Genomic DNA, 26,760 nt, shown 5'->3' with positions numbered 1-26,760 from the left:
ACTCGAAAAGTTGCGTCTCTTTTTATTTGTAGCATAATCTTACATTATTCACAAGCTAGTTAAAATTTAGGCTCACCAAGTGCATGTTGTGCCGCTAGGTTCAATAGACTCCATTGTCGGTCAAATCCTGGTTGGAAGAAAAAGTCGGCTTCAGCCAAATCTTCCAGACGAAGCCCTTGTTCGATAGCTAGCGCAATGACATTGCCCTGAGCCGTTATATCATAAGTCGATAGTACTGCACCACCTAAAATACGATGTGTCTGTGGATCATAGTCCAGTCCGACATAAACTTCGGTGTTCCCCTTTTCTCGAGGAACATAGTCGGGTCGTAAGGTATCTTGATAGAAGGAACTCTTCAAAGTAGCACCTGCTTTTTTGGCTGTTGTGGTATTTAATCCAGCCGTTGCAAAATGATAATCGAACACGCTTAATGCCGACGAGCCAACGGCCCCTTTGAAAGGAACTGAGGGCTGATTTTCAAATAAATGTGCGATTATATAACGGACTTCACGCCGTACAACGGTTGCTAGTGCAATCGGTATTTTAGTTTGTGCAGGGATTGAATACGATAGAACTGCATCTCCCGCAGCATAGACATCTGGTAAATTCGTCCGTAAATATTCATCAGTTTTAATCCAGCCTTGATCGTCTAAATCAATCGCACCTTTCAACCAATTCGTATTTGGCTTAACCCCAGCGGCTTGAATAACTAAATCACTTGGGTACTTCCCCTCATTTGTTTTGACTGCCGTTACTTGACTAGTTCCCTCATAACTTTCGATGCGAACGCCAGTAACCACTTTTACACCTTTATCAGCTAATTCCTTTTCCAGAATAGCTGTTAATTCCGCATCCAAATAATTGCCCAAAGGGCGGTCAATCATATCAATTAAAGTAACGTTTTTCCCGGCCTTAATACTTGCTTCCGCTGCCTCAACGCCAATGTAACCCGCACCAACAATTGTGATATTTTTAACAGCAGGGTTTTCTAACTTGGCTTTTATACTTGTTGCCCAATCTTTACCGCGCATGAGATAGACATTTTCTAAATCGTTCCCTGGAACAGGTAGACTATTTGGTGTCACGCCTGAACTTAATATCAGCTTATCATAGCTATATTTCTCAATACTACCGGTAGTGACGTCTTTGACAGAAACTGTCCTATCATCAGCATTAATTGCTAGTACTTGGTGATTATTGTAAATTTCTGCGCCCAACTGTTCCATATCTTCAGGACGGAAATTACGAACATCATTAACATCAGTAACACTATTTTCTAAATACAATTCCATGCCGCAAGACATGAATGAAATAAAATCACCGACCTCAAATAACTTGATGTCAAGATTCTTGTGTTTACGAGTTAGTTCTAAAATTGCTTGATGTCCCCCGTGAGATGCACCAACTATAATAATCTTTGTTTTTGACATTCTTAATTCCTCCTTAATATTGTTATTCTTTTCCTATCTAACATACTACAACAATTCTAAACAAAAAGCAATCGTTTTGATTTTTCGACAAAAAAAAAACAGCTATATCAAATAGCTGTTCTAAAGTTGCTTGTTCTTAAATAAAGGCATCACTTTTATCTACATGTGGTTGATAAAGGTGTTAATTAAAAATCATAAATTTTGAAATAAGATAATTTACAATTACTGAGATCACTTGTATCAAAATAATTGCTAGGAAACTATTTAGCTCCGTACTATTTGAAGCAAATTGATTTACTATTGGCAATGAAAAAGGAAATAACTTAAAGTTTACCTGATTAAGAAAGAAAATATGAATAAAAATATTGCTATATTTTTCAATCATAACATAGGTTAAAAAGAAGTCAATTCCGGCCACAAATAACCGTCCCCAAAGGAATCTGACAAACTGAACGAACACACTTTTCGTTTGTTTCGTTGTAAATACAAACAGTTTATTAACAACAAATGCGAATATAATAGTCAGTGTCTGCGAGATTAGGACAGGCAGCATTGTGTCATCAAATATTTTCATGGAAATGAGTCGAATGATTAAATATACTATGGTCGTTGCCACACCCCAGAAAATATACTTCATTTTTTCAGAAAGTAAATATTTACGCAAAACAATTCGTCTCCATTCAAATCCAAAAAGTACTTTGATTACTATTAAACATTATCTTTATCAATTGTATTATACTTGAAGATCACTTCATGGCATAGTCATCAACTTTACGTAGCTTTTGCACGAATAGCCCTGTTTCAGTTTCAATTTGGAATAAAGGCCTATGCTTCACTTCGGTAAATATTTTGCCAATATAAATACCAACAATCGATATTGCTATCAAGTTAATGCCTCCCAATAACCAAATGGAAATCATCAAAGATGACCAACCTGCTTCTGTATTCCCAATCATTTTTTCAAATATTGTGTACACAATTTCAATACTGGCGATGCTGATGACAAGAATACCTAAATTAAACAATAAACGAATCGGTTGAACACTGAAACTGGTAATGCCATCAATAGCAAAATTCAACATCTTTTTTAGTGGATATTTGGATGTACCTGCCTGACGTTCACCACGTTCATAAAAAACTTTATCTGACTGAAATCCAACTAGCGGTACCATAGCGCGTAGAAAAACATTTCGCTCAGGCATTCGCAGTAATGCTAGCACAGCAACACGACTCATTAATCTAAAGTCAGCGTGATTTGGCACCATTTCGACACCTAAAAATGATGAAATTTTGTAAAAAGTTAGTGCCGTATTACGTTTGAACCATGTATCGGTTTTTCTACTGGATCTGACCCCATATACGATTTCATTGCCCGCTTTATATTTAAGCACCATTTTTTGAATAATATCTGGATTATCTTGCAAGTCAGCATCTAGTGTTATAACAATGTCCGCTAATTTAATACTCTCTGACATTCCTGCTAATAATGCCGATTGGTGGCCAAAATTACGAGATAACTTGACACCAATTAAATCAGAATTTAATTGTTCTTTTTCTTGAATAATTCCCCATGTATTGTCTACAGAGCCATCGTCCACAACCATAATAAAACTATCATCGCTAATGAGGTTTTTTTGAATCAAAGTCGCTTTAACCGTATTCAATTTGGACAAAGTTGTGGGCAAAACTTCCTGCTCATTATAGGCTGGTAAAATCAAACCAAGTCTTGGCGTTGTATATCTTGTCAGCATATTTAAAGTATTCTCCTTTCTTATTCGTATATATTTGATAGATCATATAGCGTTGAACTTTGTGATTGTCCACCCATTTGTTGCGTTGGGGAACTTTGATTTGATGTACTAGAGCTATATGTGACCTTAGTGCCATTCTTTTTAACCCAAGTTAGTATTTTACTAATTTGGCCACTTGAAGTCTTACTATTATTACCCATAACGAAATATTTAAGTTGTCCCGACTTGACTAGCTTCTTAAACTCGGATAGAGACATCGTTGGATCAGTACCGTTATATCCACCTATAGCCATAACTGCTTTGCCAGATTTGATAATATATCCAGATGCTGAATTAGAATCTGTTGTAGCAAATAAATATTTGGCATTGCCTTGATGCTTCTTAGTGTAGCTCAATAATTGACTATTGACTTCCCCGCCCATATCACTGCTGCCGGTTTGACTTAGCAGAGAAGGACTGGCGGCTGGTATTGCTGCAGAATTATGCGACAATGTTGGTGTTAACGACCACCAGCCTGCCATTAGTAAGATGCTAATTGCCGACAAGGCAATTTTTATTTTGCTATTGATTTGTCTAGGCAGTAACCACCAGATAGATAAGCCAATTGCTAAAATAATCAAGATGATGCTGATAATTGGGTAATATGACCATACATAGTACGCTTGAAGTAGAAGCGTTGTTAATACGGCAACACTGACCACTATTCGTGCAATCATTGATTCTTTATTGCTTTGAGCAGACATTTTCACAACCGCTACCACGCCAATTGCTGTCAATGCAGCAATCACAGGGGCTAGCATAATTGTATAATATGGATGGAAGAAACTAGCAACAGAGAAGAAACCGTAGACAGGAACGAACCATCCCGCCCAGAGAAGAACCTCGGATTGTTCTTCAGAAACATGGTACCACTTAGCACCACGCTTTCTAAATCCAAACCAACCAGCAATAAGTCCAAGAATTGCAAGTGGCAGATACCAACCAATTTGTGAACCCAAATCTGATTGGAAAAGTCTAAATGGTCCAGCTGATCCAATAGCAAAAGCACTGTTACCGCCACCCTGGCCACCTTGTGTTTGTCTGGCCATTTTTCCGGACTGACTAGGTGCTTTGCCCTTAGCCTGCTTAGCATTTTTATTTGTAGATTGGTTTGGTGGCGTGCCAGTTGGAGCTTTACCACCACTTTGTTTTCCTGTCGGTGCCTGTCCGGGCATTTTACCAGTTGGCGCTGACCCGCTCGGTTTTTTACCACTCGGAGCACCGTTATTTTTTTGAGTTCCTGTTGATTTTTTAGTATTTCCCATGCCAGGGAAAGCACCGCCAGTTCCTGTTGATTGTCCTAATAATCTTTCAGTCCCGTTGTATCCAAATGCTAGTTCCATTAATGAATTCGTTTGTGAACTACCAATATATGGTCGATTAGATTGGTCAACAGAGTCAACTGCCAATGGGTAAGCTACTGTAAAAATCGATAAGGAAGCCATACCAACAACTAACCAAGCAATTTTCTTTTTCCACGGTAGTTTGATTGCTACCCAATAATAAACAAGCATTGCTGGTAAAATCATGAAGGCTTGTAACATTTTGATGTTAAAGCCGACACCAATCAAGCCAAAACTGACAATGACTAGCCAAATATTTCTCTTAGCGACTGCTTTTTGTAAAATATATACAGCTAAAAGCAAGAAAAATACCAGTATAGCATCCATATTATTCGTGCGACTATTAGCAACCACCGTTGGCGTTAATGTCAAAATTAAGGCTCCAATTCGTCCGGCCCATAAACCAAACTTTGGTGCTAATAATTTATACATTAAGTAAACAGATCCTATACCCGACAAAACACTTGGTAAAACAACCGACCAACCATGTACACCAAATATTTTAGCTGATATGGCCATTAGCCATAATGCAACTGGCGGTTTGTCAACAGTAATAAATCCTGCTGGATCAAAAGCACCGTACCAAAAATTCGACCAACTTTTGGTCATCGAGGTAATAGCCGCCGTGTAGTAGCTATTAGCACTACCAGCATCCCATATCCCCCAACCATACAGAAAGGCACTTAGTATCAAAATACCAGCTAAATACCAATCTGTTTTTTGCGTTTTTCTTAATTGCAAAACGTTTACCTCCTTATTCAGATAAATTTATTGTAAGAGTGGATTAATATATGTATGTTAAACAAAAATTAATTCAACATTAAATCAATGCATTTTTACATTAACTCAATGCATAAAAATAGAAAGCATAACATGCGAATATACATCTTATGCTTTCTATTTTTCCTCAACATTTTCTATCTAAACACAACCCCATTTATCAAATGTGGTTAACTCGTCATCCGCCGGATATGGAGGTAAGTAAATACACCTACAGGGACAGCAGTCATAACAATCGTTGCTACAAAACGCAATAAACTATATCCAACACTACTACTATCAATCAAATGCTGTATTATCGTAAATAAATAATACCCGGGGAACAACTTTTGAACAGCACTGATAATAGTGACAAAGCTCCCTGTGGTCCACGTATCAAAAGGTATAATCAGTAATGCCCAAACCATCATAATTGGAAAGGATAACGCATCCAATACTTTGTTATCAGCTATGATGCCCATCGCAAATCCTATTAAACAAAAATATATTCCCAGTACTTGACACAACAAAACCTCAAAAATGAAATTAATGTCTAATTGTATTGTCTGCATAACAACACCACAAATGGTTACAGTTAGCGCAATGAGGGCATTTAAAATCAGCTGAATCATCATTTGATCCAACACCCAATTTTTTATACCATAACGTGAGGTCTTAGCTTGTAAAAAGTAAAAATTTTGGCTACGATTAATGGTTTTTCCAAACGTAACAACTGAGTTGCCCATAATACCCATTACGCAAGAAGCAACAAACCAAATACTCGAATAACGGTGAGTAAAGAACCCAGCTGACTTTGCTATATTAACCATGAATATGTACCACATTACTGGTGAAATAAGTGTAAATAAAATAAATCGTCTGTTACGAAACGTTTCCTTTAATTCTATATATGTAATCATCCTGCATCACCCCTCGTTATTATTATACTTGCGGTACCATTCTTCAATCGTCTGATTATTAGAATGTATTTCCGTAACTTTTTCATCTTGTACAATCACACCGTCTTTTAATAACAAAACACGATTAAAATACCGATCAATTTGATTAAAATCATGTGTAATAGTCAAAACGCTACCAGCAACATGATCCATATAATTCCAAAAGAAATCAATAGATTCTAAATCCATGCCAACTGTCGGTTCATCTAGAATCAAAAGCTTTGAAGAACTCATTACGCTTAATAATAAGGCAAGTCTTCTTTTTTGACCGCCAGATAGATCACTAATTCTGACATTAGCTTGTTCTTCCAAATGAAACTTTTGCAATAACCCACTAACAAACTGCGTTGAATAAATACGATGAATGCCAGCAGAAAGAGCTATATGTTCTGCTAATCGAAGCGTTTCTATTAAAACATTTTCTTGAGGCATAACATTTAAATCCTCTTTGGGATCAAATAATCTTTCGATGTGACCCGCATCTGGCCGCAACATCCCCGCAATGATATTTACAATAGTGGACTTACCCGAACCATTGCTCCCTAATAATGCAATGCGATCCTTACCATAAATTTCTAAATTCACATCATTTAGTACTGGTTTTTTAAAGCCTTTTCGAACGGCCGTCAACTTCAATAATAATTCTTCTGGACTCTGTTGTCCGGCCAATAAATAATTTAAATCAACTCCAAAGATGTCCGCTAACGCGATAAGTTTATCAATGTCTGGTTCAGCATCCCCACGTTCCCATTTTGAAACGGATTGACGCGAAACATATAACTTTTGAGCAATAAGCTCCTGTGATAAACTTTTCTTTTGCCGTAACATATTGAGCTGATAACTGAATATATTTTCCATATTTTAATCCTCTTCACTTTGTTGTGCACAGGTTTTATTATACGTAAAAGATTTCACTTGACCATCAAAAGCACAATATCTCTGTATCCCTTTAGCTGCGCTGGTCGCAACTAGTAGTTGCATACCAAAAAAGACTATTGGTTCACCAATAATCCTTCCAGATTTCTCTCAAAAATTTAATTTATGACAAACTCAAAACATGTTTTGCAGCTTGCTTGCCCGCCTATCGGCCAAAAACAATTGTTTCGGAAATTGAATTACCACCAATGCGATTGTCTCCATGTAATCCACCAGTCACCTCACCAGCAGCAAATAATCCTGGTACTGTCTCACCTATCTCATTTAAAACTTCAGTTAAACTATTAATCTTTATTCCGCCCATTGTGTAATGAACGGCCGGCTTAATATGAATCGCATAATAAGGCGACTTCTCAATACCACGATCCATGCCTGTCTGGCGACCAAATGCTATATCCTCAACGGTCTCTTGATAAATGTTCCAACTACTTACTGTTTCTTCCAAGTTATTGGGATTTACACCTATTTTTTCCGCTAACTCACATATTGTATTTCCTGAAACAGCTAACCGCATGGCAACATAAAAATCGGCTGCTTTAAATACTTCGCGAATGCCCTGATCAAATATCAGTATCGCTCCATCCTGATGTAGGTCATCAATGGCCTTAGTCACCTGATCACGCGTAGCCATTTCATTAGTAAAACGTTTGCCCGAATGATTGATCAAAATAGCACCAGCACCGCGTAACCCCTCACCTATTAAATAAACGTGATCTGTTTCCTGCTGGGCAGTTGGGTGAACTTGTACTTTGTTCATATCTACCAGTGCGCCACCTGCTGTTGTTGCAAGTTTAATACCGTCACCGGTCGCACCAGGATGATTTGTTGTGCCTAACCTTAATAAATCAGGAGCATATACTGACATCAGGGTACGATTTTGTGCGAATCCACCACTAGCAATCAGAACTGCTTTGGCATTAATAATCTTTTTACCTGCTTGCGGATGCTCAATCTCAACCCCCGAGATATGACCATCATTCTTAACCAAAGATAAGACTTTTGTCTGATTAAAAACGGGGATGTGCTTTTCCACTAACTGCTGTTGCAGCCCGTTTACAAGATAACTGCCAATTGCGGTGGCACCGGTTGGTCGATGAGCGCGTTTTTTTGACATACCACCTGTCGATACAATCTCATTTAATTCAATATTATGATGAGACAACCATTCAATTGCAGATTCAGTATGTCTCACGAAATATGACAATAATTCCTTATTATTACTACCTTTTCCACCCTTCAGTGTCTCTTCATAAAATGATTCCTGCGAGTCAATTATCTGATACTTTAATTGTGTCATCGTTTCAACAGCATTCATGCCAGTAGACGCACGCATCGAATTACCCCCTAGGTTATTTAACTTTTCAAATATAACCACATCCAGCCCCAACTCTTGCGCCTGAATAGCCGCAGTCATGCCTGCGGCACCTGACCCAATAACTACAAAATCATATGCACTTTTCAAATTATCAATATTGGTACACGAAAAATTAAATTTGACCATATTTGCTCCCCTCATTTTATGACAATCACCATATTTAATACTAAATATATCTTTATCTTACTATAATTCAGTCGTTTTAGAGTCAATTTAAACTACTATCAGAAAAAACTTGTATCCAAAAATTAAAACGTCTTCTTTGTGAGAATATCGTGTTTAGCATTCTCATAGCCACTAATGAATTTTGATACTTCAACAGCTTTGTTATTAGCAACGATATTAATAAAATTAGCAGCAGTAGAGGGAAAACGCTTAAAAGTGTGGTGTTTGTGATAATCACGCTTTGCTTGTTCATACCCTAGTTGATAATCATCCACACTATTTTTATCCTTTTCAAACCACTTCTCATTCTCTCTATATATGCCATTTTCATAATTATCTTTAACATAATCATGCAGAATTTTGAAAAATCCCATAATATACTCCTTATAATCTATATTTCCTCTATACTCGATACACTTAGTATACATAGAAACAAAACTGGTGTTGTATATGTTTAGCTGCGCTAATCGCAACTATTATGAGCAAAAAAACTACTATCCTATAAATAATAAGATAATAGCTTTTTACCAATAAGTCGAAGTTTAATTAAAATTATTTCTTACAAATAATCGTTTAAACTGTTCAGCTAGTACTCGATATATCACAAAGACAGTAACTAATGTCGTAATGCAATTAATTATGGTAGGAAAAAGAGATGAAATAGTAGCTATTATTGCTGGTTGGAGTGTCATCCCCTTAAATAAGCTCATCACAAAATTATGTCCCGTTGTCATTACTAATTTAGCAAAAACAGCTGAAAAAATAACCAGAATTAATTTTAAATTTGTCCCATGTTTTTTATAGTCTACTAATGAAAATACATAATCTGCAATACCACCAACAATAAAGCACTCAATAAAATAATAAGGTGCTTCCATGGCATAACCATGCATCACATCAAATAATGCTAATCCAAAGCCACCAGCCAATGCACCCCGTTTATAGCCTAATAAAAGTACCGAAAGAAGCACTGCTGAGTTACCCAGATGTACAAATGGTTTCCCTATCAGTGCCGGCATTGGAACCTGTATACTGGTCGCTACAAATGTAATACTAGTAAATAAAGCAACTAACACAATATCTATGACTACCCTATTTTGTTGCCCCATGACCATTTTCTCCTTGCCAAACATGGCCTACAAATTGATTGACTCTAACTTCATTTTCTATCGACTGAAATGTAAAATTTTTGGCATCAAGAACCGCCTCGTGTATTGGCAATCCCTTCACAGTGTTCGCTAATACAGCTGCAGAAAAAGTACAGCCTGCACCATGATTGTAATCAGTTGCTATCGATTCCCGTTGGAATATTTCAAAAGTAGTACCATCATACAGCACGTCTGTAGCTAGATTATCACCAAACCTACTACCCGATTTAATGACAACATATTTAATGCCATAGCTAGACAACTTTTCAGCGGCTACTTTCATTTCGGAAACGTTGTTAATAGACTCCACTCCCGTTAACATCGCTGCTTCCAAAATGTTTGGCGTAATAATGTCCGCTTTGGCTAACAACTTTGCTTTGTAGGTCTCTAGATTAACCATACGATCATTATCGATTGACAATTTTGTAGCCATGACGGGATCCACCAACAATACACTGGGGTTCACACTTTCTAGATAGCCAACCAATGTATTGAAATTATCAACATCTGAAATCATACCAACTTTAATGCCATTTAGATCAACCGCCAATGTTGTTTGTAATTGAGCCGCAAACAAATCATTAGGTTCTGTATATTGCGTCACTGCCCATGTTTGTGGTGCCATAGTAACAATATTTTCAATAGCAACCAAATTAAATATGTTGTATTTTTCGAAAGTTCTAATGTCCGCCTCTATGCCACCGCCACCACTTGTATCTGATCCGCCGATAGATAATACTTTATTCATAATTCTCCCATTTAAATTTTGTCATGTTGTAATTATAAATGCTATTATACTAGTTTACTGGATGATATCAAATAGAAAATTTTTGATACTAATTAATGCATTATAAAAAGCCACTAATTTTTGAAGACTAGCGGCCTTTTAAATATTTTTATAAATTACTATTTAGTTCAAAAAAAATGTGCGTTGTTCATTATCCTGCACATACCACGCAGCAAATCTCCCCCATTAACTTTAGTTAACGTTTCCTGATTTAACTTTTTGAATTGTTCTAATTCCATTACTTTTGATCCCCCTCAAATTATATTTGTATAATCATTATCTCCACTATTCTATAAAACTTCAATATTGTCTCATTGAACGGTCATCAACATTGCGTTAATGGTTTTTTATTTACTTAATTGACTGAGTTGATTCTAATGGTAAACGTTTATCTTTTAATGTAAAATGTAACTAGAGTTAGGGGGAACTTGTTATGTATATATTAGTAATGATTAACGTTATGTTTGGTTTTCTATTTTTATCAGGCATAAAATATATTATATTCTGTGCGATGAGTAAAACAAAGTACAGCCTACGCTACTTTGTTTTATTTTTAGTAGTTATTCTAGTAACAACACACTCATTGAGTATTCTGGGACACACTGTATAAGTATTGTACCTAGTACTGCTGGGGGTACTGCCTAATAGACAAACTCAAAGTTTTCATCTCATCTGTTTTTATGGACTATACGCCATTTTAACGGTATCTGCTTTAGGAACTATACTTCAATCATTTGGCGAACTATTTTTGCCTTCACACTTTTTTGTAGATGATGTTGTGACTCTCTATGACAGCATTGCTACACCAATACTCATAGGTATTATACAGTTTGGTGTAATCAAACTGATTGCACCAAATCTAGAAATTATACGGAAAAACCAACACTTACAGAAAAGCAATCGCTTGAAATTTATCAATTCACTATTGTCTACTAGCCTAATACTTTATTTATTGACGTACCAATTTAACAATGCTTCATATAAAAATGCTGTTAATATGTTCTTTGTTGTTAGTTTAATATCATTATTGGTTTATCTTAAGAATACTACCCAAAATTATTTCAACTTTCAATTAGCACAGCAAAAGCAACAGCAATTAGATCATTTAACAACCTATACAACACAAATCGAAGATCTCTATAAAAGTATCAATGGCTTTCGTCATGATTATGCCAACCTAATTGTCAGTTTAGAAACAAGTATACAAGCCGGTGATATCAATCAGATTCGCTCTATATATGAAGATGTATTAAAAAACTCCTCGAGTGTATTGAATCACGGGAATCACACCTTAGGATCATTAACAAAAATCGACATCCCTGCTATCAAAAGTATTCTATCAAATAAAATTATTTTAGCACTAGAAAAAGGTATTCATATAGAATTCGAAATTGAACAAAAATGGTCCACTTGCCACGTTGATGTTTTTGATTATATTCGTATGCTGGGTATTTTGTTGGACAACGCTATTGAAGCCAGCGAAGCATGTTCAATAGCTTTTATTAATATTGCGTTCATTACAGATAATGTTAAGCAGGAGCACCGTCTCATTATTGAAAATTCTACTAATCAAGAATTTATTAATATCAGCCATATTTTTCAAGATGGCGTAACCAGCAAAGGAGCTAATCGTGGCATTGGATTGAGCAATATGCAACATATCTTAAGTAATTATGAACAAGCACATATAGAAACCGAATGCAGTAATTATCGATTCCGACAGACATTGATTACACAAGGATAAATTTTATGCACATCAACATTTTAGAAGATGATATCATACAGCAACAAAAATTGCGACGCTACTTAAACGAATTAATCCAGGAAAACAATTGGTCATGCCAACAGATTAACACTTACTCAAAGCCAGAACAACTATCACAGCACCTACTGAGTAATGGGACGCATCACATATACTTTCTCGATATTGAAATCAAAGGATCGGATAAAAAAGGGTTTCAGGTCGCTAAAGAAATTAGAAAACATGATCCATATGCTGCTATCATTTTTGTCACGACTCATTCTGAATTCTTGCCACTTACTTTCCAATATCATATCTCTGCACTGGACTTTATAGATAAGACGCAAGCATCAAGTGATTTTAAGCAGCAATTAAAAGAATGCTTAACTCATCTTGTAGAAAAAAGGCATCAAGATAAGCCTCTAGATTTATTTCACTACAATAACTCACAATGCCATTTTCAGATACCCTTCAATGATATTCTATTCTTTGAAACAATATCGGGCACACGACAAATCGCTTTAGTGAGTAAAAATAAACGTATCCAATTCACAGCTCGACTACAAGATATCGAAGCGATGGATGATAGATTATTCCGTAGCCATCGTTCCTATCTTGTAAATATTAATAAAATTGAACAAATTGATAAAGTTAATAATGAAATTATCCTTCATAATCAACTAACTTGTCTAATTTCCCGAAGAAAAATAAAAGCATTAAGAAACCTCCTGTGACTAAAAAAAGCGGATTCACTGTTAACATCTCAGTGAACCCGCCTTTTTTATTTTTTGTGTATGATCTGCAATAGCTAGAATTAATAATCTCCCAACAGTGATTCACTAACAATAGTGCAGCAACCTGAGAACTTTTGATATGATTTTCCCTATAATAATCATATACTTTCTTGCCATCTGTCTAATTTGAATAGTAATGTGATTATTCTTTTTACAATTGAATTATCTAAAATAGTATTTTATGTAATAAAAGACAACTATATAATACTATTTACCGAAGAAAAGAAAATTTACTGTCTTTTTTTAATGGCCATACAATCAAATTAACAAAAGTTATTATTAACAAAAAATGAGATGCTTGCTCTAAGTCTCTTGCAGAAATAATATTTAAGATACCTACATCTGTAAAAAAACGTAGTGCTGCAATGACAAAGTATAATATAAATACTCCTAACGCTATTGCAGCGTTCGTATTATCTGTCATGATTATTATTTAGCCAAATCCTTTCCAAATTGATATCCTTTGTCATATCCCCACACAAAGGCACCACCAACTGCAGCGCAATACCACTTAACAGTACTCGGACTAACAGGAATAATTCCACCATGAATATTTTTCATTTCTTCTGTTGATAAATTAGCAAATGTATTCAATTCTTTCATTTTCTTATTCTCCTCACTTTTTATTAGCAATGTACCCAGCCGTCGCTCCGATAGCGAAGCCCGCAACTCCAGCACCGCCAACTCCTCCAGCGATCCATAAACCAGCTACAATCAGAGGAGCTATTCCTCCTGACTCCAGTAATTCTTCAGAATTCAACTCTTTAAAGTTACTTAATCCCAGATAGTTATCCATGACTCTTCCCCTAGTCCCATATTTTTTTATCGTTGCGCAACGAATAATTCGAATATACAAAAATTTATTAACAATATATACATAAGTGAGGTCAGTGGCTATTTTAGGGTAGTAAAAGGTCCATTTGGTCCATCTACAGAATATTAACAACCATTCATGATACATTCAAAAGCAATTTGTAGCTAATCTTTGAGTGACTATTTGAATAATTGCTCAATACCAATTTTACTGCAAAAAAAGCATGGATTTCTCCATGCCATAAAAATCTACTTAAGAGTTTCGCAAACATCTTAATCCTTGAAGTAAGATATATGAATTTAAATTTTATTACAAACTATTTCCTTCAACGACAATATACCACCACTTATTCCTGTCCATACAACAATTTTCCATAATGATTTTTTTCTCAAATATCCGGACAAACTGTTTTCAAATGCACCTAAGAATTTATTGGGTATTAAAAATAAGGCAAACTGGAAAAGCATCAACAAAACAAACATACTATTCATAGCATGATATGATACCGCTCCAAAACGATGTTGATCACTTAAACCTATTAATATTACCAATAAACATAAAGCGGTAAATATTAGACACTGTAAAAACAACAGTAGATATTTCATCGGCGTAAGCCAGCTTGGGCTCTGTCTTTTCCTGCCGCATATCCAGCTTGGTATATTCCAAGTGCTAATGTTGGGACACACAAAACTACAGCTACTGGGACTACTCCCCCATTTACATTTACTAATTCCTTGTTGCTTAATTCCTTAAATAATGCCATACGTTATACCCTCCTAAATAAATCTAATCCTACTTTTTATTATTTCGATATCCTTGGTCCATACCGAATTGATATATTGAATAGGCACCAACACCTACTGCCCCTCCAAGTACAAAGGAAATAGCAAAACCTTGTGGTGACCAACCACCATTAATGCTTTCTAATTCCATGTCATTTAATTCCTTGACCGCTATACTGTTGATCATACTTCCCCCTATTATTTTTGGTATTTAACCGCTGCGCAACGATAAAACTAAATATACACTAACTTGTTGTGTCTTTATAGATAAATGGAACGAATGGTCATGTTGAAATGTTAAACGGTTAAAAGTCCACCATTCAACACAAAATAACAACCAGAAGCAATGATAATGGTGGTGCTTTTCTAGTTTACGAAATAAGCAATAAAGGGATAGGATAATTTTTTATCAAATAAACCCTAGCTAGGGCGTCTACACCACAATCATGTTCGTCTATTTGTAGGATATAATTTAATTTCTTAAGAGTATATTTTTTACTATTCTTAATTGCTCAATAAAATTGACAAAATTAATTTATTTTCCAAAAAAAGAACTTACATCGCAGTTATCCACAATATAAGCTCATTCTAATTTTCAAGTCCAACTAAAGTATAAAGCAAGCAATGACAAAATGTATAATATATAAAAATTTTTGATACTATCAATGGTGTTAGTATATATAAGCAATGCAGTAACACTAAATAAAATAACAAATATCAAACTAAAAATCTTTAAAACACTTTTGCTTGTTATAGTCATAATTTATTTACCTTACTTTTTCTTTGTGAGCGCGTATCCAATAGTATATCCAGCCGCAAAAGCACCACCCATACCAGCAGCCACCTTCAGAACTACAGCGCCACCCACTATTATTGGCACCACGCCACCAACAACTTCAGGAAGTTCTGAGTGATCCAAAGTTTTAAAACTATCCATTTTTCTTTGCTTTATATCCAACATATGCTCCAACTCCCGCTGCTCCCGCTAATAAACTACCTGTTATAACCGCTCCCTTGGTAATAACTACCCCACCGATGATGAGTGGGAAAATACCACCTTCAATTTGTTCAAGCTGTCCGTTATCAATAGTTTCAAATTCAGACAAACTAGTCAATGATTGTGAGTTCATAAACTCTCCTTTAAATAAAATATTCCATGTGAAGTGTTATACATGATGATAATAAAATGGACAATACTTTTAATTTATAAATGAAAAATTCTTTATAGTTGGTTTTAGTCAATTACCCCTGAAGAATCCACAAAATTTTTGTTCAATTGTTCAGCTTAATTTTACAAGCTATCACTCACTATACATAAGACACACAAGATTACTAAAAAGAATGAAGCTATTACAATAAATTAACACTCTTTAAACTTACAAATAAAACCACTTAAAAGGAAATTAAATACCCAAAATATGACTGCTGCTATAATAGCAGTTAATAAAGATGTTTTTTCTCCCATTATGGTTACAGGTATTAAAAAAATCGAAACATAATTGCACCGCAATCCATTAATAAATTTTCTTGTGTATGTGTTTACATATAAAAACGAACAATTTCATTTTAAAAGTACTCCGAACTTATTTCACATTATAACAATAGCCTCTTTCTATCGTTGCGCAACGAATACATTAAATATACAACAATGAATGAATAATGAATACATCATACACTAAATGATCATTTGATTACATTGAATGGTTAAAAGTCCACCATTCAACACAAAATAACAACCAGTTATGATCAATTAATAACAAAATACCATTCTCACTATAAAATAAACTTTTAAAGTTATTTTTATAGGAGCGCATAAGCATGAGAAAGTTTCATTATATATCACAACTTGAAGAAAAAGATTGTGGCGTAGCAGCACTAGCTATGATTTTAAAGCGACACGGCTCAGATGTTTCATTAGCTAACATTCGCGAACGCTGTCAAACATCTTTATCAGGTACAACGGCGTTAGGCTTAGTGAAAGCCGCTGAATCATTTAATATGGATGTCCGTCCAATTCAAGCTGACTTGACTTTGTTCGAAATGAAAGATTTACCTCTGCCGTTTATCGCTCATGTTGAGAAAAAAGGTCAATACTTACATTATTATGTAGTGTACGGATTCACTAAAAACAAAGTTATTATTGCAGATCCAGATCCAACAGTTGGTAAAACCGCAATGACGTTACAGGAATTCTCCAAAGAGTGGACTGGGGTAGCATTGTTCATGTCGCCTTCACCCAAATATAAACCTTTTAAAGAAAATAAAAACAGTATCCTATCCTTTTTACCAATTATTAGCCGACAAAAAGGATTAATTGCTAATATTGTCGCCGCTTCTTTGCTAGTCACCTTAATTAGTATCGCTGGTTCTTATTACATGCAACTAGTGATCGATGCCTATATTCCTAGTGCTATGTCTAACACATTAACCGTTGTTTCATTAGGGCTCATTACGACCTATGTGTTACAACAACTACTTAGTTTTGCTCGAACCTATTTGTTAACTATTATGGGACAACGATTATCGATTGAAGTCATACTATCATACATACGTCACTTGTTCGAACTGCCTGTTAATTTCTTTGCCACACGTCGAACAGGTGAAATTGTAACGCGTTTTAATGACGCCAATACCATTATTGATGCCATGGCAAATACAATTCTCTCACTTTTTTTAGATTTAGGGATCACGATAATTGTTGGCAGCGTCTTAGCAATTCAAAATACAAAACTTTTTCTACTATCTCTAATCTCTTTCCCTATCTACTTCTTGATTGTCTACTGTTTCATGAAGCCATTTGAACGATTGAATCAAGAACAGATGGCAAGTAATGCAACACTGAGCTCCTCTATTATTGAAGACATCAATGGTATTGAAACCATAAAATCTTTGACAAGTGAGAAGACAAGCTATCAAAAAATTGATCGTGAATTTGTTGATTATTTAAAAAAATCCTTTGCCCATCAAAAAAGCGAAGCCATTCAAAATAGTATTAAACAAGCAACTCAACTCATTATCAATGTATTCATTTTATGGTTGGGCGCCAAGCTAGTGATTAGTAATCAAATTAGTGTCGGTCAGTTAGTTACTTATAATGCATTACTAGGCTACTTTACTGAACCTTTCCAAAATATTATTAACTTGCAGGCGAAATTACAAACGGCAACGGTTGCTAACCGACGATTAAACGAAGTCTATCTTGTAAAATCAGAGTTTAAAAAATCAGAATCGCAAGAGCTTCATCATAATAACCCTCATAATATTACAGTTGACGACGTCAGCTATCAATATGGTTATCAAAAGAACATATTACACCACTTTTCAATTAAGATTCCCTTTGGTGAAAAAGTTGCTCTGGTCGGTGTTAGTGGTTCCGGTAAGTCAACATTAGCCAAACTACTTGTTAATTTTATATCACCTAGTGCTGGAAACATTTTTATTGGTGAACAAAACATTAAACACGTTCAACGCCAAAATTTAAGACAACATATTCTTTATCTACCACAAAACCCATACATATTTACTGGAAGCATATTAGATAACTTAACACTAGGTGCTCGTGAAAATACAACACAAGAAGACATCCTACATGCTGTTGAGCTTGCTGACATTAAAGACGACATCGAAAATATGCCACAAAGTTATCAAACCGAAATTTCAGAGGAAGGCGGCATGTCTGGAGGCCAAAAGCAGCGTATCGCTTTAGCTAGAGCCCTCCTTAGTAATTCTCAAATACTTATTTTGGATGAATCAACCAGTAATCTTGATGTCGCAACTGAAAAAAAGATTATTGATAATTTATTATCGCTTAAAAATAAGACAATCATTTTTATTGCACATCGCCTGACCATTGCTGAAAAAGTCCAACGTGTTATTCTACTTGAAAAAGGGATCATCAGTGAAGATGGTAGCCATGCTGAACTTATACATAAAAAATCAAAATACTATCATCTTGTAAAGCATTAATAATGGGAGGTACAACCATGTTTAACGAGAGGCTTTTAGAAAGCTCAGAATTTTATACTAAAAGATATCAAAACTTCACAACACTCATCATTTTTCCAACACTTGTTCTTTTGGTCTTGCTTATTTTGCTTGCTTGCCTTACGCATAAAGAAACAGTTATTAAAAGCACTGGAGAGATAGCACCGATCAAAATACTTAGAACGATACAATCAACAAGTAATAATCCTATCATTAAAAATGAATTACTTACAAAAAAGGAAGTCACTACTGGAGATATCCTGATTCAGTATCAAAATACTGAATCAGATACCAATTTACAATTACAAAAATCATCGCTTAAAAATCTGCAAGAACATGTACAAGCACTCACAGTCTATAAGGACAGCATAAAACAGAATCAAAATTTATTTACTGATGACGATAACTATGGTTGTTCCACTTCATACCAAAGTTATCTTTTTCAACAACGCAGTCTGACGACAGACCATCAGCAACAAATCAATGACCAAGACCACGTCAAACAGCAACAAACGATTATAGCAGAAGCTATAAATAAGAAAAATTCAGAGCTTAACCAGTACCAAGACCTGATTAATGCCATAATAAAAAACACAAGCCTCTCACCTAAAAATGCCTACTACAACACCTTCTTAGACTACCAACATCAATCACAAGAGTTACCCACTTCACAGGTAGATAAACTAAAAAAAGAAACTGTGACTAATATTCAACAACAAATAGATTCAATAAATGATGCGCTAACTAGCTATAAAACACAATATGCCGGTTTTTCTTCCACCAATTTAGCAGAGGATGTGCTCACAAACAAGCTCAGCGAACTAAAATCACAACAACTAGCTTCTATTACCAAAGAATTAAAAAAACTTAATCAAGAAATTGAACAAACCAAAATACAACACGCTGCAACAGAAACAAGTGGCAAAAATACTATCATCGCTACTGAATCCGGTACGGTCAATTTACTAGTTAATAAAACAAAATTAACTAACATCCCTCAAGGAACTAATGTTGCACAAATATATCCAAATCTCAAAAAAATTCCCGACTTAAAAGTTAGTTTTTATATCTCTGCAAATGAAATTTCACAGATAGTGGAAAATCAACCAATACGTTATCATTTAACAGAAAAAAATAGCAAACACATGGTGATACCAGGCAATATTACAAATATTCCCGCTAATCCCATTACAACAAAAGACGGTAATTTTTATCAGGTCAGTGCAATATTAAACTTACGTCCAAAAGACTATCAAAATATTCATTATGGACAAACTGGAACAGTTAGTATCATCACAGGGAAAAGCACTTGGATGTCGTACATTAAAAACACGTTGATTCATCAATAGCGTGCACAACCTAAAAAAACGTATCACCCTTTACTCAAGGCTGATACGTTTTTTTGATTCCTATACGCATTCTTTTAGCGTGATTGAAGGAATAGGACACAATCATAACGTGATAATGAACCCCAATATCAATTGTTCTTCATCATCACAGACCACCACAATTGAAAAACACAGCCCCCTTGCTATGTTTTTCAATTGTGGACCTATACTACTCCAAAAAATTTTTGTAGTGCAACAAATTTTCCAAAGTTGATCAATGTAAAATTGTAATCTAACATACTAGCTTTTTCGAAAATTGTCCATCTCTACCAATTTTGAAGATAGGACTACACATACAAAGGTAATGAACTTGAATAAATAACGATTTCATTTCATATCCTTCTCCCCATTAACCACTTCAATAGCAAGAACACTTTATGATTCAAATTAAGTGTCCCAAGTATTAGACTGAATCACCATAAAAAAGTTCTATGGCACATGCACATTATCACCTGAAATGAATTTTTTCAAAATCAATTCATTCAATTCCCCAATTATAAACAACAATTAGCACGATTACGATTAATCTAAATTTCAAAACATAAACAAAAACATCAGATGATTTTGATAATTATCCCTTCTAATGTGATTTGATGTTTTTTATCCTCCCTTTAAAATTTGTTGTATTTTAATCTATATAACAATAACTATATACCCTTGATTTACTTCTTCTACTTCAATAACATAAACGGTTATAAAAACGCACTAAACGGTTATAAAATATGCACCCAATCAAAAAAAGCATCATAACATACGATGCCTTTTCATGTATTGAACAGCTATTTACTTTTTTGTGACTTTTTAGCCTTGATTTCTTTTAATAATTTCAAAGCACGGTCCCTTGTCTTCGCATTCGGACTTTTTAATCGTCGGTATGCACTGCTTAAATCGTTTTTTTCTGCCATTATTATTTTTTCCTTTTTACTAATAGTAATTATTACTTTTAATTATAGTAATTATTACTATTTAAGTCAATAGAATAATAACAACCGGTTCATTAATCCACAATATAATCGTTCCTAATAGGTAGTTATCTTACTCAAGTATGGTGCCAAAATTTTTTCTGCTGTCTTTACATTATACTTCTGATTATCAAGTTGTACTATTTTACCATTTTCATCAAAAAATATGCCTGACATTTTCTCTAAAGTAGCATTAAGCGCCAAATATGCGCCCACCGGTACTTCAGTGTTATCTATTTTTTCGGTATATCTCATCAAATTGCTATTCACTTGTCCAGGGTAAAAGCTATTAACTGTGGTATTGCAATCTCGCAACATTTGATTTAATAGGATCATTAGTAGAGTTTTGTGCGTGATTACCCATGCTGCTCTAGAAAATGCGCTACTTTGTATTTCACAAATCGGTACAAGATTTACTGCTTGTGGATGTCCTGTGATAATCAATACCCTACTATTTGCTAATAAGCCACGTAATTTAGTCGTTAAATAATAATGTGGTAATAAATTCACATGGATATTTTCAATCGCATTGTGTGGAAGAACACCTGCACTATGAATTAGCACGTCAATATGTGAAAGCAGCCTTTTAATCTCATCAATCACACCCTCACATTCAGCTTCGTTGGATAGATCGCCGATAACTACTTTAACATTATTCCCAAGCTTCTTTTGAGCTATATGGGCTTTATGTTCATGACGGCCCACAATAATTATGTTATGTCCTTCGTTTGCTATTTCTTTGGCAATGGCAAATCCCACGCCAGAAGTACCACCCGTTATAACGATATTTTTCATCAACATTCTCCCTAGAGTAATCTTTTTTGTAGGATGCCGTAACCTAAATACAACCTCCTAATGAACAAAAACATGATAGGCGGTGTTAATAATTCTTGGACGATATCCTTGATACTGGGCCAATTCCTTAGCAATCCGTAAATGAATACGTTGAGATAAGAAAGATTCTGCCAATAATACCAGATAAGCATCGAAAGACCAAATGCCATCTAAGTTATCAAAATAATTCTCAACTTCTTTTGGCAAACCGCAATCAGAGTTGATACACGTCTGCAAAATCAATTTTAAAATTTCTTCTTGTCGTATTAAAAAATCACGGCTACATATTTCATCTAAAATTTGTTGTAACACGATGTGGTCATTTTTAAATCGATAAGCTTTTTCGCACAATTCATTCATTAAAAATTCGTCAAATAGTCTCGCATGACATAAGTCATCTAAGGTTAAAGACATAGCACTAAATATTTTAATCATGCTGCTTAACTGAATATCTGTTTGCCCTCTTTCAAATTTAGAAATCATACTACGCGACAACCCTGTCACTCGTACTAAATCATTGACAGAAACGCCACGTGCTTCACGCATACCACGAATTAATCTACCTAAATTATTGACTTCTGAAAAAGTATTGACTAAATCATTCATATAACTTCCTTTTAGTTAGTCTGTTTACGTTGACAATAAACATAATATTTTTATCTTTATTATATCCATAAATATTGCTTATTCTTTCAGTTTTTCTTAAGAGAAAAACTTTTAGGCATTCTATACTGTTTTAAAAGGACACATACCGATACATTTTTTATTTTAAAAACTATTGACAACTCATCAAATTCTTAGTATTCTTATTTCATAAACAACTCGGAGATAATTATGCAAAACTTAGCAGTTCAACTCAATAACGCCTGGTGGCGTCGGTAGAGTCAGCTTTTCGGTAACGGATAAAGCTGATGTTTAAAACATTTGTTTTATCCATACCGACTATTTTTTGCGACAATCGAGTCTGTATGGGGATATACCATGCAGACTTTTCTTTTGACCTTGGAAAGCCCTGCGTGGCGAGCCAAGGTCATTTTAGTTTAGAAGAGCAGAGAAATTTGGAGAATATCATGAACAAGCGACTTTTGTCGGCAATTACAATTATTGTTGCATTTCTAGCCGTAGCATTTATTGTTACTAGCAAACCAAACACACAAGAAAAAAAATCAACTTACGTGCCAACTGTTGGCATTTTACAATTAGTTACGCACCCTGCCTTAGATCAAATTCATCATGGTATTGTTGCGGGATTAAAATCACAAGGCTACTCAGGTAAAAAAATTAAGATTGACTATCAAAATGCCCAAGCTGACCAATCAAATCTCAAGACTATGTCACAAAAATTTGCCAATGAAAATGCTGATTTAACAATCGGTATTGCCACACCAGCTGCCCTATCATTAGCCAAAACAGCTGATGGTAATAATCCGGTTATTCTAGCCGGAATTACTGATCCTAAAGGGTCTGGATTAGTCAAAACAACACAACGCCCGGGAAATAATGTGACGGGTGTTTCTGGTGACTCTCCTCTGAAACAACATTTAGGTGTGGTTCAACAAGTCGTTCCCAAAGCTAAAACATTAGGCATTATTTACACAACATCAGATCATGGTGGTGAATATAATGCTAAAAACATGGAAAAGCTGGCTAAAAAAGCTGGCTACACTGTTAAAATGTACACTATTTCAACAACTAACGATATGCAACAAGTTGCCGAAACAATGGCCAGCCAAGTTGATGCTGTCTATGCACCACAAGATAACGGCGTTGCAAGTGCTATGAAAACACTCATTAACGTCACAAACCAAGAAAAAATTCCAGTTATCCCTGCAGTAGATACCATGGTGAAGGATGGTGGAATCGCCACTATATCCGTTAGCCAGTATGATATAGGTTATCAAGCCGGTGTCATGGCCGGACAAGTCTTGAAGGGTAAGAACACCGCAACCTACCCTGTCAAAACCATTACAAAGGGTGAAATGACCATTAACTTAAAACAAGCTAAGCTGCTCGGCATTACTTTGCCAAAGAGTATGATTAAGGAAGCTGAAACTAAAGGAGAAGTCTTCAAATGAGTATGATTGTATCTAGTATCGGGCAAGGCCTCTTATGGGCAGTACTTGGCGTCGCATTATTTCTTACTTTTCGAATTTTAAACTTTCCTGATATGACCGTTGAAGGCTCTTTCCCTTTAGGTGCGTCAACAGCAGTGGCGATGATTGCTCATGGGATTGACCCGTTTATCGCGACCATTGCCGCTTTCTTAGTCGGCACAATTGCTGGGTTAATCACTGGGTTACTTTATACCAAAGGAAAAATTCCTATCCTCTTATCTGGTATCTTAGTCATGACGGCAACATTATCTATTAATCTCCGTATTATGGGCTCAGCAAATATCTCATTACTAAATCAAAAGTCGATTTTCTCTATCAAAATATTGCAGCACTTACCAAAATATTTTGATTCTGTTTTCTTAGGCTTGGTTATTATTGCTGTAATCACAGCAGGATTAATCTTTTTCTTGCAAACCGAATTAGGACAAGCCTTTATTGCTACCGGTGACAATCCTAACATGGCACAATCAATTGGGATTCAAACAGACCGCATGACAATCATGGGACTAATGTTGTCCAATGGTCTTATCGCCTTTGGAGGCGCTGTTATCGCACAAAATAATGGTTATGCTGACATCAACATGGGTATTGGCATTATTGTTATTGCTTTAGCTTCAATTATTATCGGCGAAGTTGTTTTCGGTGAATTAACATTAAATGAGCGTTTAGTTGCTGTTATTGTCGGTTCGATTCTATACCGTTTAGTCCTGTTAGCTGTGCTTCGACTTGGTTTTTCTACTAACGACATCAACCTTATTTCAGCTCTCGTCTTAGCTGTTGCTATGATTTTGCCGCAACTGCGTCATGCGCTGAATCTCGATAAAATAATTAAGAAAGGTGTTACACCACATGACTAAACCAGTTTTCTCTCTTAAAGACGTCATTGTCACAGTTGGGGATAGTATTCAAATACTAAAGTCAATTAATTTCGATATTTACGATGGAGATTTCATCACCGTTTTGGGCACTAACGGTGCTGGTAAGTCAACACTATTTAACACTATTGCAGGTAACCTATCAGTAGCATCTGGTGAAATCTTGCATAACGGTAATAATATTGCTCATGAAACAGCCGTTAAGCGTACAAATTACATTGCTCGTGTTTTTCAAGATCCTAAAATGGGTACTGCACCTAGAATGACGGTTGCTGAAAATCTACTTCTTGCTGAAAAGCGAGGCAGCAAGCGCACGTTACGAAGTCGTGGATTAACACAAAAAAAATTGACTGAATATGCTGAATTAACCAAGGTCATGGGTAACAATTTAGACAGTCGTCTCAATACAGCAACTGGTGATCTGTCAGGTGGTCAGCGTCAAGCACTAAGTTTTCTAATGGCTACACGTGTTAAACCAGAGCTACTTTTATTAGATGAACATACCGCTGCACTCGATCCCAAGACATCTGAGCAGCTGATGCTTGCAACGAATGAGCAAGTTACTGCAAATAATCTGACTGCCTTGATGATTACACACAATTTAGCCGACGCGTTGAAATATGGCAACAGGTTAATTATTTTAAATGCAGGTAATATTGTACTTGATGTGCGCGATGACGAAAAAAACGCGCTTGATGAGGCGCAAATTTTAAAATACTTTGTCAGTTAATTTTTGACTTACCAAAACAGCAGTGACACTGAGACAGTACCACTGCTGTTTTCATTTACACTAATTATGTGTATAATCTAATTTGTAACACATAATATATTAACGAGGTACTCACATGAGAAAAATAGGTGTTGTTGGCATTGGACATGTTGGTGTAACGGTGGCCCACATCATTATTGCACAAGGATTAGCAGATGAAATTGTTTTAGTGGATAAAAATCCAGAAAAACTTGCATCTGAAGAGCTTGATTTTCGTGATGCTGCCAGTCTATTAGATCATCATGTCGAAGTACACGCTGGAACAGCAAAAGATTTAGCAGACGCTGAAGTTGTTATTTCTGCTCTAGGACACATCGAATTGATTAAGCCTGGTGGCGATCGTTTTACAGAACTAAAAGCTAATACCCCAGAGGTACAACAGGTTGGATCTGACTTAAAGCAAGCAGGCTTCAATGGTGTGCTCATTGTTATCTCAAACCCTGTTGACGTTATTACTGGTATCTATCAGAAAGCAACTGGCCTCCCAGCGAATCAAGTTTTTGGCACTGGAACTTACCTAGATACTGCACGCTTAAAACGTGCATTAGGTGATACATTAGCAATTGACCCTCGCGGAATTAGTGGTTATATGCTTGGAGAACACGGCGATTCACAATTTGCCGCTTGGTCTACCGTTAAGGCATTAGGAAAAAATGCAGATGAATTAGTTAAGCTATACAATATTAATCTAGATAAGGTTGCAGAGGCTGCACGTGTTGGTGGTTTTACCGTTTTTGCCGGTAAAAAATATACGAATTTTGCCATTGCTCATGCTGCTGTTTCTCTTGCAAAATTAGTTCTATCCAACGCACGCAGAGAAGCCATCGTTTCTCACTATGATGAACGTTTCGAAGGATATATTTCTACGCCAGCCATTATTGGTCGTGATGGTGTAACTGCTGAATTTGATCTACAACTTAGCGATGATGAAAAGGTACTACTACAAAAATCAGCTAATGCAATTGCTGAGAAAACAGCAGCTTACTTATAAATAAAAAAAGCGAATCTTTT

The 26,760-nt window shown here is 35.5% G+C and carries 27 protein-coding genes; 8 read left to right on the top strand and 19 right to left on the bottom strand.

Annotated elements, in window-relative coordinates; genetic code table 11:
* Positions 1 to 59 precede the first annotated feature (59 nt).
* The 10 genes from A6B45_RS00510 to A6B45_RS00465 all read right to left on the bottom strand — a co-directional run bounded on the left by A6B45_RS00510 (position 60) and on the right by A6B45_RS00465 (position 10,653).
* Positions 60 to 1,430 (bottom strand): FAD-dependent oxidoreductase, encoded by a 1,371-nt coding sequence (locus tag A6B45_RS00510; protein WP_072612896.1) that lies wholly within the window; start codon positions 1,428 to 1,430, stop codon positions 60 to 62.
* Between the two features lie 181 nt (positions 1,431 to 1,611).
* The gene (locus tag A6B45_RS00505; protein ID WP_227005798.1) at positions 1,612 to 2,067 is read right to left on the bottom strand and encodes a GtrA family protein; all 456 of its coding nucleotides are present in this window, start codon (positions 2,065 to 2,067) and stop codon (positions 1,612 to 1,614) included.
* A gap of 109 nt (positions 2,068 to 2,176) precedes the next feature.
* Positions 2,177 to 3,181 (bottom strand): glycosyltransferase family 2 protein, encoded by a 1,005-nt coding sequence (locus tag A6B45_RS00500; RefSeq protein WP_072612894.1) that lies wholly within the window; start codon positions 3,179 to 3,181, stop codon positions 2,177 to 2,179.
* Positions 3,182 to 3,201: 20 nt separating this feature from the next.
* Positions 3,202 to 5,304, bottom strand: coding sequence for an ArnT family glycosyltransferase (locus tag A6B45_RS00495; RefSeq protein ID WP_072612893.1), 2,103 nt, complete (start codon positions 5,302 to 5,304; stop codon positions 3,202 to 3,204).
* Between the two features lie 209 nt (positions 5,305 to 5,513).
* Positions 5,514 to 6,152 (bottom strand): hypothetical protein, encoded by a 639-nt coding sequence (locus tag A6B45_RS00490; RefSeq protein WP_227005796.1) that lies wholly within the window; start codon positions 6,150 to 6,152, stop codon positions 5,514 to 5,516.
* A gap of 96 nt (positions 6,153 to 6,248) precedes the next feature.
* Positions 6,249 to 7,139, bottom strand: a complete 891-nt coding sequence (locus tag A6B45_RS00485; RefSeq protein ID WP_072612891.1) for an XRE family transcriptional regulator — start codon at positions 7,137 to 7,139, stop codon at positions 6,249 to 6,251.
* A 223-nt stretch (positions 7,140 to 7,362) separates the two neighbouring features.
* Entirely contained in the window at positions 7,363 to 8,718 is a 1,356-nt protein-coding gene (locus A6B45_RS00480) for a flavocytochrome c (RefSeq protein WP_072612890.1), read from the bottom strand.
* A gap of 122 nt (positions 8,719 to 8,840) precedes the next feature.
* Positions 8,841 to 9,131, bottom strand: a complete 291-nt coding sequence (locus tag A6B45_RS00475; protein WP_072612889.1) for a hypothetical protein — start codon at positions 9,129 to 9,131, stop codon at positions 8,841 to 8,843.
* A 168-nt stretch (positions 9,132 to 9,299) separates the two neighbouring features.
* A complete protein-coding gene (locus A6B45_RS00470) occupies positions 9,300 to 9,866 on the bottom strand; it encodes an ECF transporter S component (protein ID WP_081371152.1) in 567 nt (188 codons plus the stop codon).
* A complete protein-coding gene (locus A6B45_RS00465; protein ID WP_072612887.1) occupies positions 9,850 to 10,653 on the bottom strand; it encodes a hydroxymethylpyrimidine/phosphomethylpyrimidine kinase in 804 nt (267 codons plus the stop codon). The genes A6B45_RS00470 and A6B45_RS00465 overlap by 17 nt, the downstream gene beginning before the upstream one ends.
* Before the next feature lie 787 nt (positions 10,654 to 11,440).
* Here A6B45_RS00465 and A6B45_RS00460 point away from each other — a divergent pair.
* Both A6B45_RS00460 and A6B45_RS00455 read left to right on the top strand, forming a co-directional pair.
* Positions 11,441 to 12,436 carry a sensor histidine kinase gene (locus A6B45_RS00460; protein WP_237048954.1) on the top strand — a complete coding sequence of 332 codons (996 nt, stop codon included), beginning with the start codon at positions 11,441 to 11,443 and terminating at the stop codon, positions 12,434 to 12,436.
* Between the two features lie 5 nt (positions 12,437 to 12,441).
* The gene (locus tag A6B45_RS00455; RefSeq protein WP_072612886.1) at positions 12,442 to 13,167 is read left to right on the top strand and encodes a response regulator transcription factor; all 726 of its coding nucleotides are present in this window, start codon (positions 12,442 to 12,444) and stop codon (positions 13,165 to 13,167) included.
* Positions 13,168 to 13,656: 489 nt separating this feature from the next.
* Here A6B45_RS00455 and A6B45_RS00445 read toward each other — a convergent pair whose 3' ends face one another.
* From A6B45_RS00445 to A6B45_RS00415, 6 genes are all read right to left on the bottom strand, one after another.
* Positions 13,657 to 13,830 (bottom strand): class IIb bacteriocin, lactobin A/cerein 7B family, encoded by a 174-nt coding sequence (locus A6B45_RS00445; RefSeq protein WP_072612884.1) that lies wholly within the window; start codon positions 13,828 to 13,830, stop codon positions 13,657 to 13,659.
* A gap of 13 nt (positions 13,831 to 13,843) precedes the next feature.
* A complete protein-coding gene (locus A6B45_RS00440) occupies positions 13,844 to 14,023 on the bottom strand; it encodes a class IIb bacteriocin, lactobin A/cerein 7B family (RefSeq protein ID WP_072612883.1) in 180 nt (59 codons plus the stop codon).
* Between the two features lie 619 nt (positions 14,024 to 14,642).
* Positions 14,643 to 14,804, bottom strand: coding sequence for a class IIb bacteriocin, lactobin A/cerein 7B family (locus A6B45_RS00430; protein WP_072612881.1), 162 nt, complete (start codon positions 14,802 to 14,804; stop codon positions 14,643 to 14,645).
* Between the two features lie 29 nt (positions 14,805 to 14,833).
* Positions 14,834 to 15,010 carry a class IIb bacteriocin, lactobin A/cerein 7B family gene (locus A6B45_RS00425; RefSeq protein WP_072612880.1) on the bottom strand — a complete coding sequence of 59 codons (177 nt, stop codon included), beginning with the start codon at positions 15,008 to 15,010 and terminating at the stop codon, positions 14,834 to 14,836.
* Positions 15,011 to 15,595: 585 nt separating this feature from the next.
* Complete coding sequence (locus tag A6B45_RS00420) at positions 15,596 to 15,760, bottom strand: class IIb bacteriocin, lactobin A/cerein 7B family (protein WP_072612879.1); 165 nt, start codon at positions 15,758 to 15,760, stop codon at positions 15,596 to 15,598.
* Entirely contained in the window at positions 15,753 to 15,953 is a 201-nt protein-coding gene (locus tag A6B45_RS00415) for a ComC/BlpC family leader-containing pheromone/bacteriocin (RefSeq protein WP_072612878.1), read from the bottom strand. Before A6B45_RS00415 ends, A6B45_RS00420 begins: the two co-directional genes overlap by 8 nt.
* A 688-nt stretch (positions 15,954 to 16,641) precedes the next feature.
* Between A6B45_RS00415 and A6B45_RS00405 the strand changes: the two genes are divergently transcribed.
* Both A6B45_RS00405 and A6B45_RS00400 read left to right on the top strand, forming a co-directional pair.
* Positions 16,642 to 18,789, top strand: coding sequence for a peptide cleavage/export ABC transporter (locus A6B45_RS00405; RefSeq protein ID WP_072612877.1), 2,148 nt, complete (start codon positions 16,642 to 16,644; stop codon positions 18,787 to 18,789).
* 17 nt (positions 18,790 to 18,806) lie between these two features.
* Positions 18,807 to 20,156 carry a bacteriocin secretion accessory protein gene (locus A6B45_RS00400; RefSeq protein ID WP_072612876.1) on the top strand — a complete coding sequence of 450 codons (1,350 nt, stop codon included), beginning with the start codon at positions 18,807 to 18,809 and terminating at the stop codon, positions 20,154 to 20,156.
* An 818-nt stretch (positions 20,157 to 20,974) separates the two neighbouring features.
* On the opposite strand, the gene A6B45_RS10340 is transcribed toward A6B45_RS00400, so the two are convergent.
* The 3 genes from A6B45_RS10340 to A6B45_RS00390 all read right to left on the bottom strand — a co-directional run bounded on the left by A6B45_RS10340 (position 20,975) and on the right by A6B45_RS00390 (position 22,597).
* Complete coding sequence (locus A6B45_RS10340; RefSeq protein ID WP_011679061.1) at positions 20,975 to 21,100, bottom strand: putative metal homeostasis protein; 126 nt, start codon at positions 21,098 to 21,100, stop codon at positions 20,975 to 20,977.
* Between the two features lie 114 nt (positions 21,101 to 21,214).
* Positions 21,215 to 21,952 carry an SDR family NAD(P)-dependent oxidoreductase gene (locus A6B45_RS00395; RefSeq protein WP_072612875.1) on the bottom strand — a complete coding sequence of 246 codons (738 nt, stop codon included), beginning with the start codon at positions 21,950 to 21,952 and terminating at the stop codon, positions 21,215 to 21,217.
* A 57-nt stretch (positions 21,953 to 22,009) separates the two neighbouring features.
* Complete coding sequence (locus tag A6B45_RS00390; protein WP_072612874.1) at positions 22,010 to 22,597, bottom strand: helix-turn-helix domain-containing protein; 588 nt, start codon at positions 22,595 to 22,597, stop codon at positions 22,010 to 22,012.
* 464 nt (positions 22,598 to 23,061) lie between these two features.
* Between A6B45_RS00390 and trpX the strand changes: the two genes are divergently transcribed.
* The 4 genes from trpX (at position 23,062) to A6B45_RS00370 (ending at position 26,740) form a co-directional block, all read left to right on the top strand.
* A complete protein-coding gene (trpX, locus tag A6B45_RS00385) occupies positions 23,062 to 24,066 on the top strand; it encodes a tryptophan ABC transporter substrate-binding protein (protein ID WP_072612873.1) in 1,005 nt (334 codons plus the stop codon).
* Positions 24,063 to 24,962: an ABC transporter permease gene (locus A6B45_RS00380; protein ID WP_072612872.1), complete on the top strand. Its 900-nt coding sequence runs from the start codon at positions 24,063 to 24,065 to the stop codon at positions 24,960 to 24,962. The genes trpX and A6B45_RS00380 overlap by 4 nt, the downstream gene beginning before the upstream one ends.
* Positions 24,955 to 25,710, top strand: a complete 756-nt coding sequence (locus A6B45_RS00375) for an ABC transporter ATP-binding protein (RefSeq protein ID WP_072612871.1) — start codon at positions 24,955 to 24,957, stop codon at positions 25,708 to 25,710. The genes A6B45_RS00380 and A6B45_RS00375 overlap by 8 nt, the downstream gene beginning before the upstream one ends.
* 115 nt (positions 25,711 to 25,825) lie before the next feature.
* On the top strand, positions 25,826 to 26,740 hold the full coding sequence (locus tag A6B45_RS00370; protein ID WP_072612870.1) for a lactate/malate family dehydrogenase: 915 nt from the start codon (positions 25,826 to 25,828) through the stop codon (positions 26,738 to 26,740).
* Positions 26,741 to 26,760: the final 20 nt, after the last annotated feature.

The sequence above is a fragment of the Leuconostoc suionicum genome, from assembly GCF_001891125.1.
Taxonomy (GTDB): Bacteria; Bacillota; Bacilli; order Lactobacillales; family Lactobacillaceae; genus Leuconostoc; species Leuconostoc suionicum.
The sequence above is the reverse complement of the archived record's forward strand: the minus strand, read 5'-3'. Positions and strand labels throughout refer to the sequence as shown.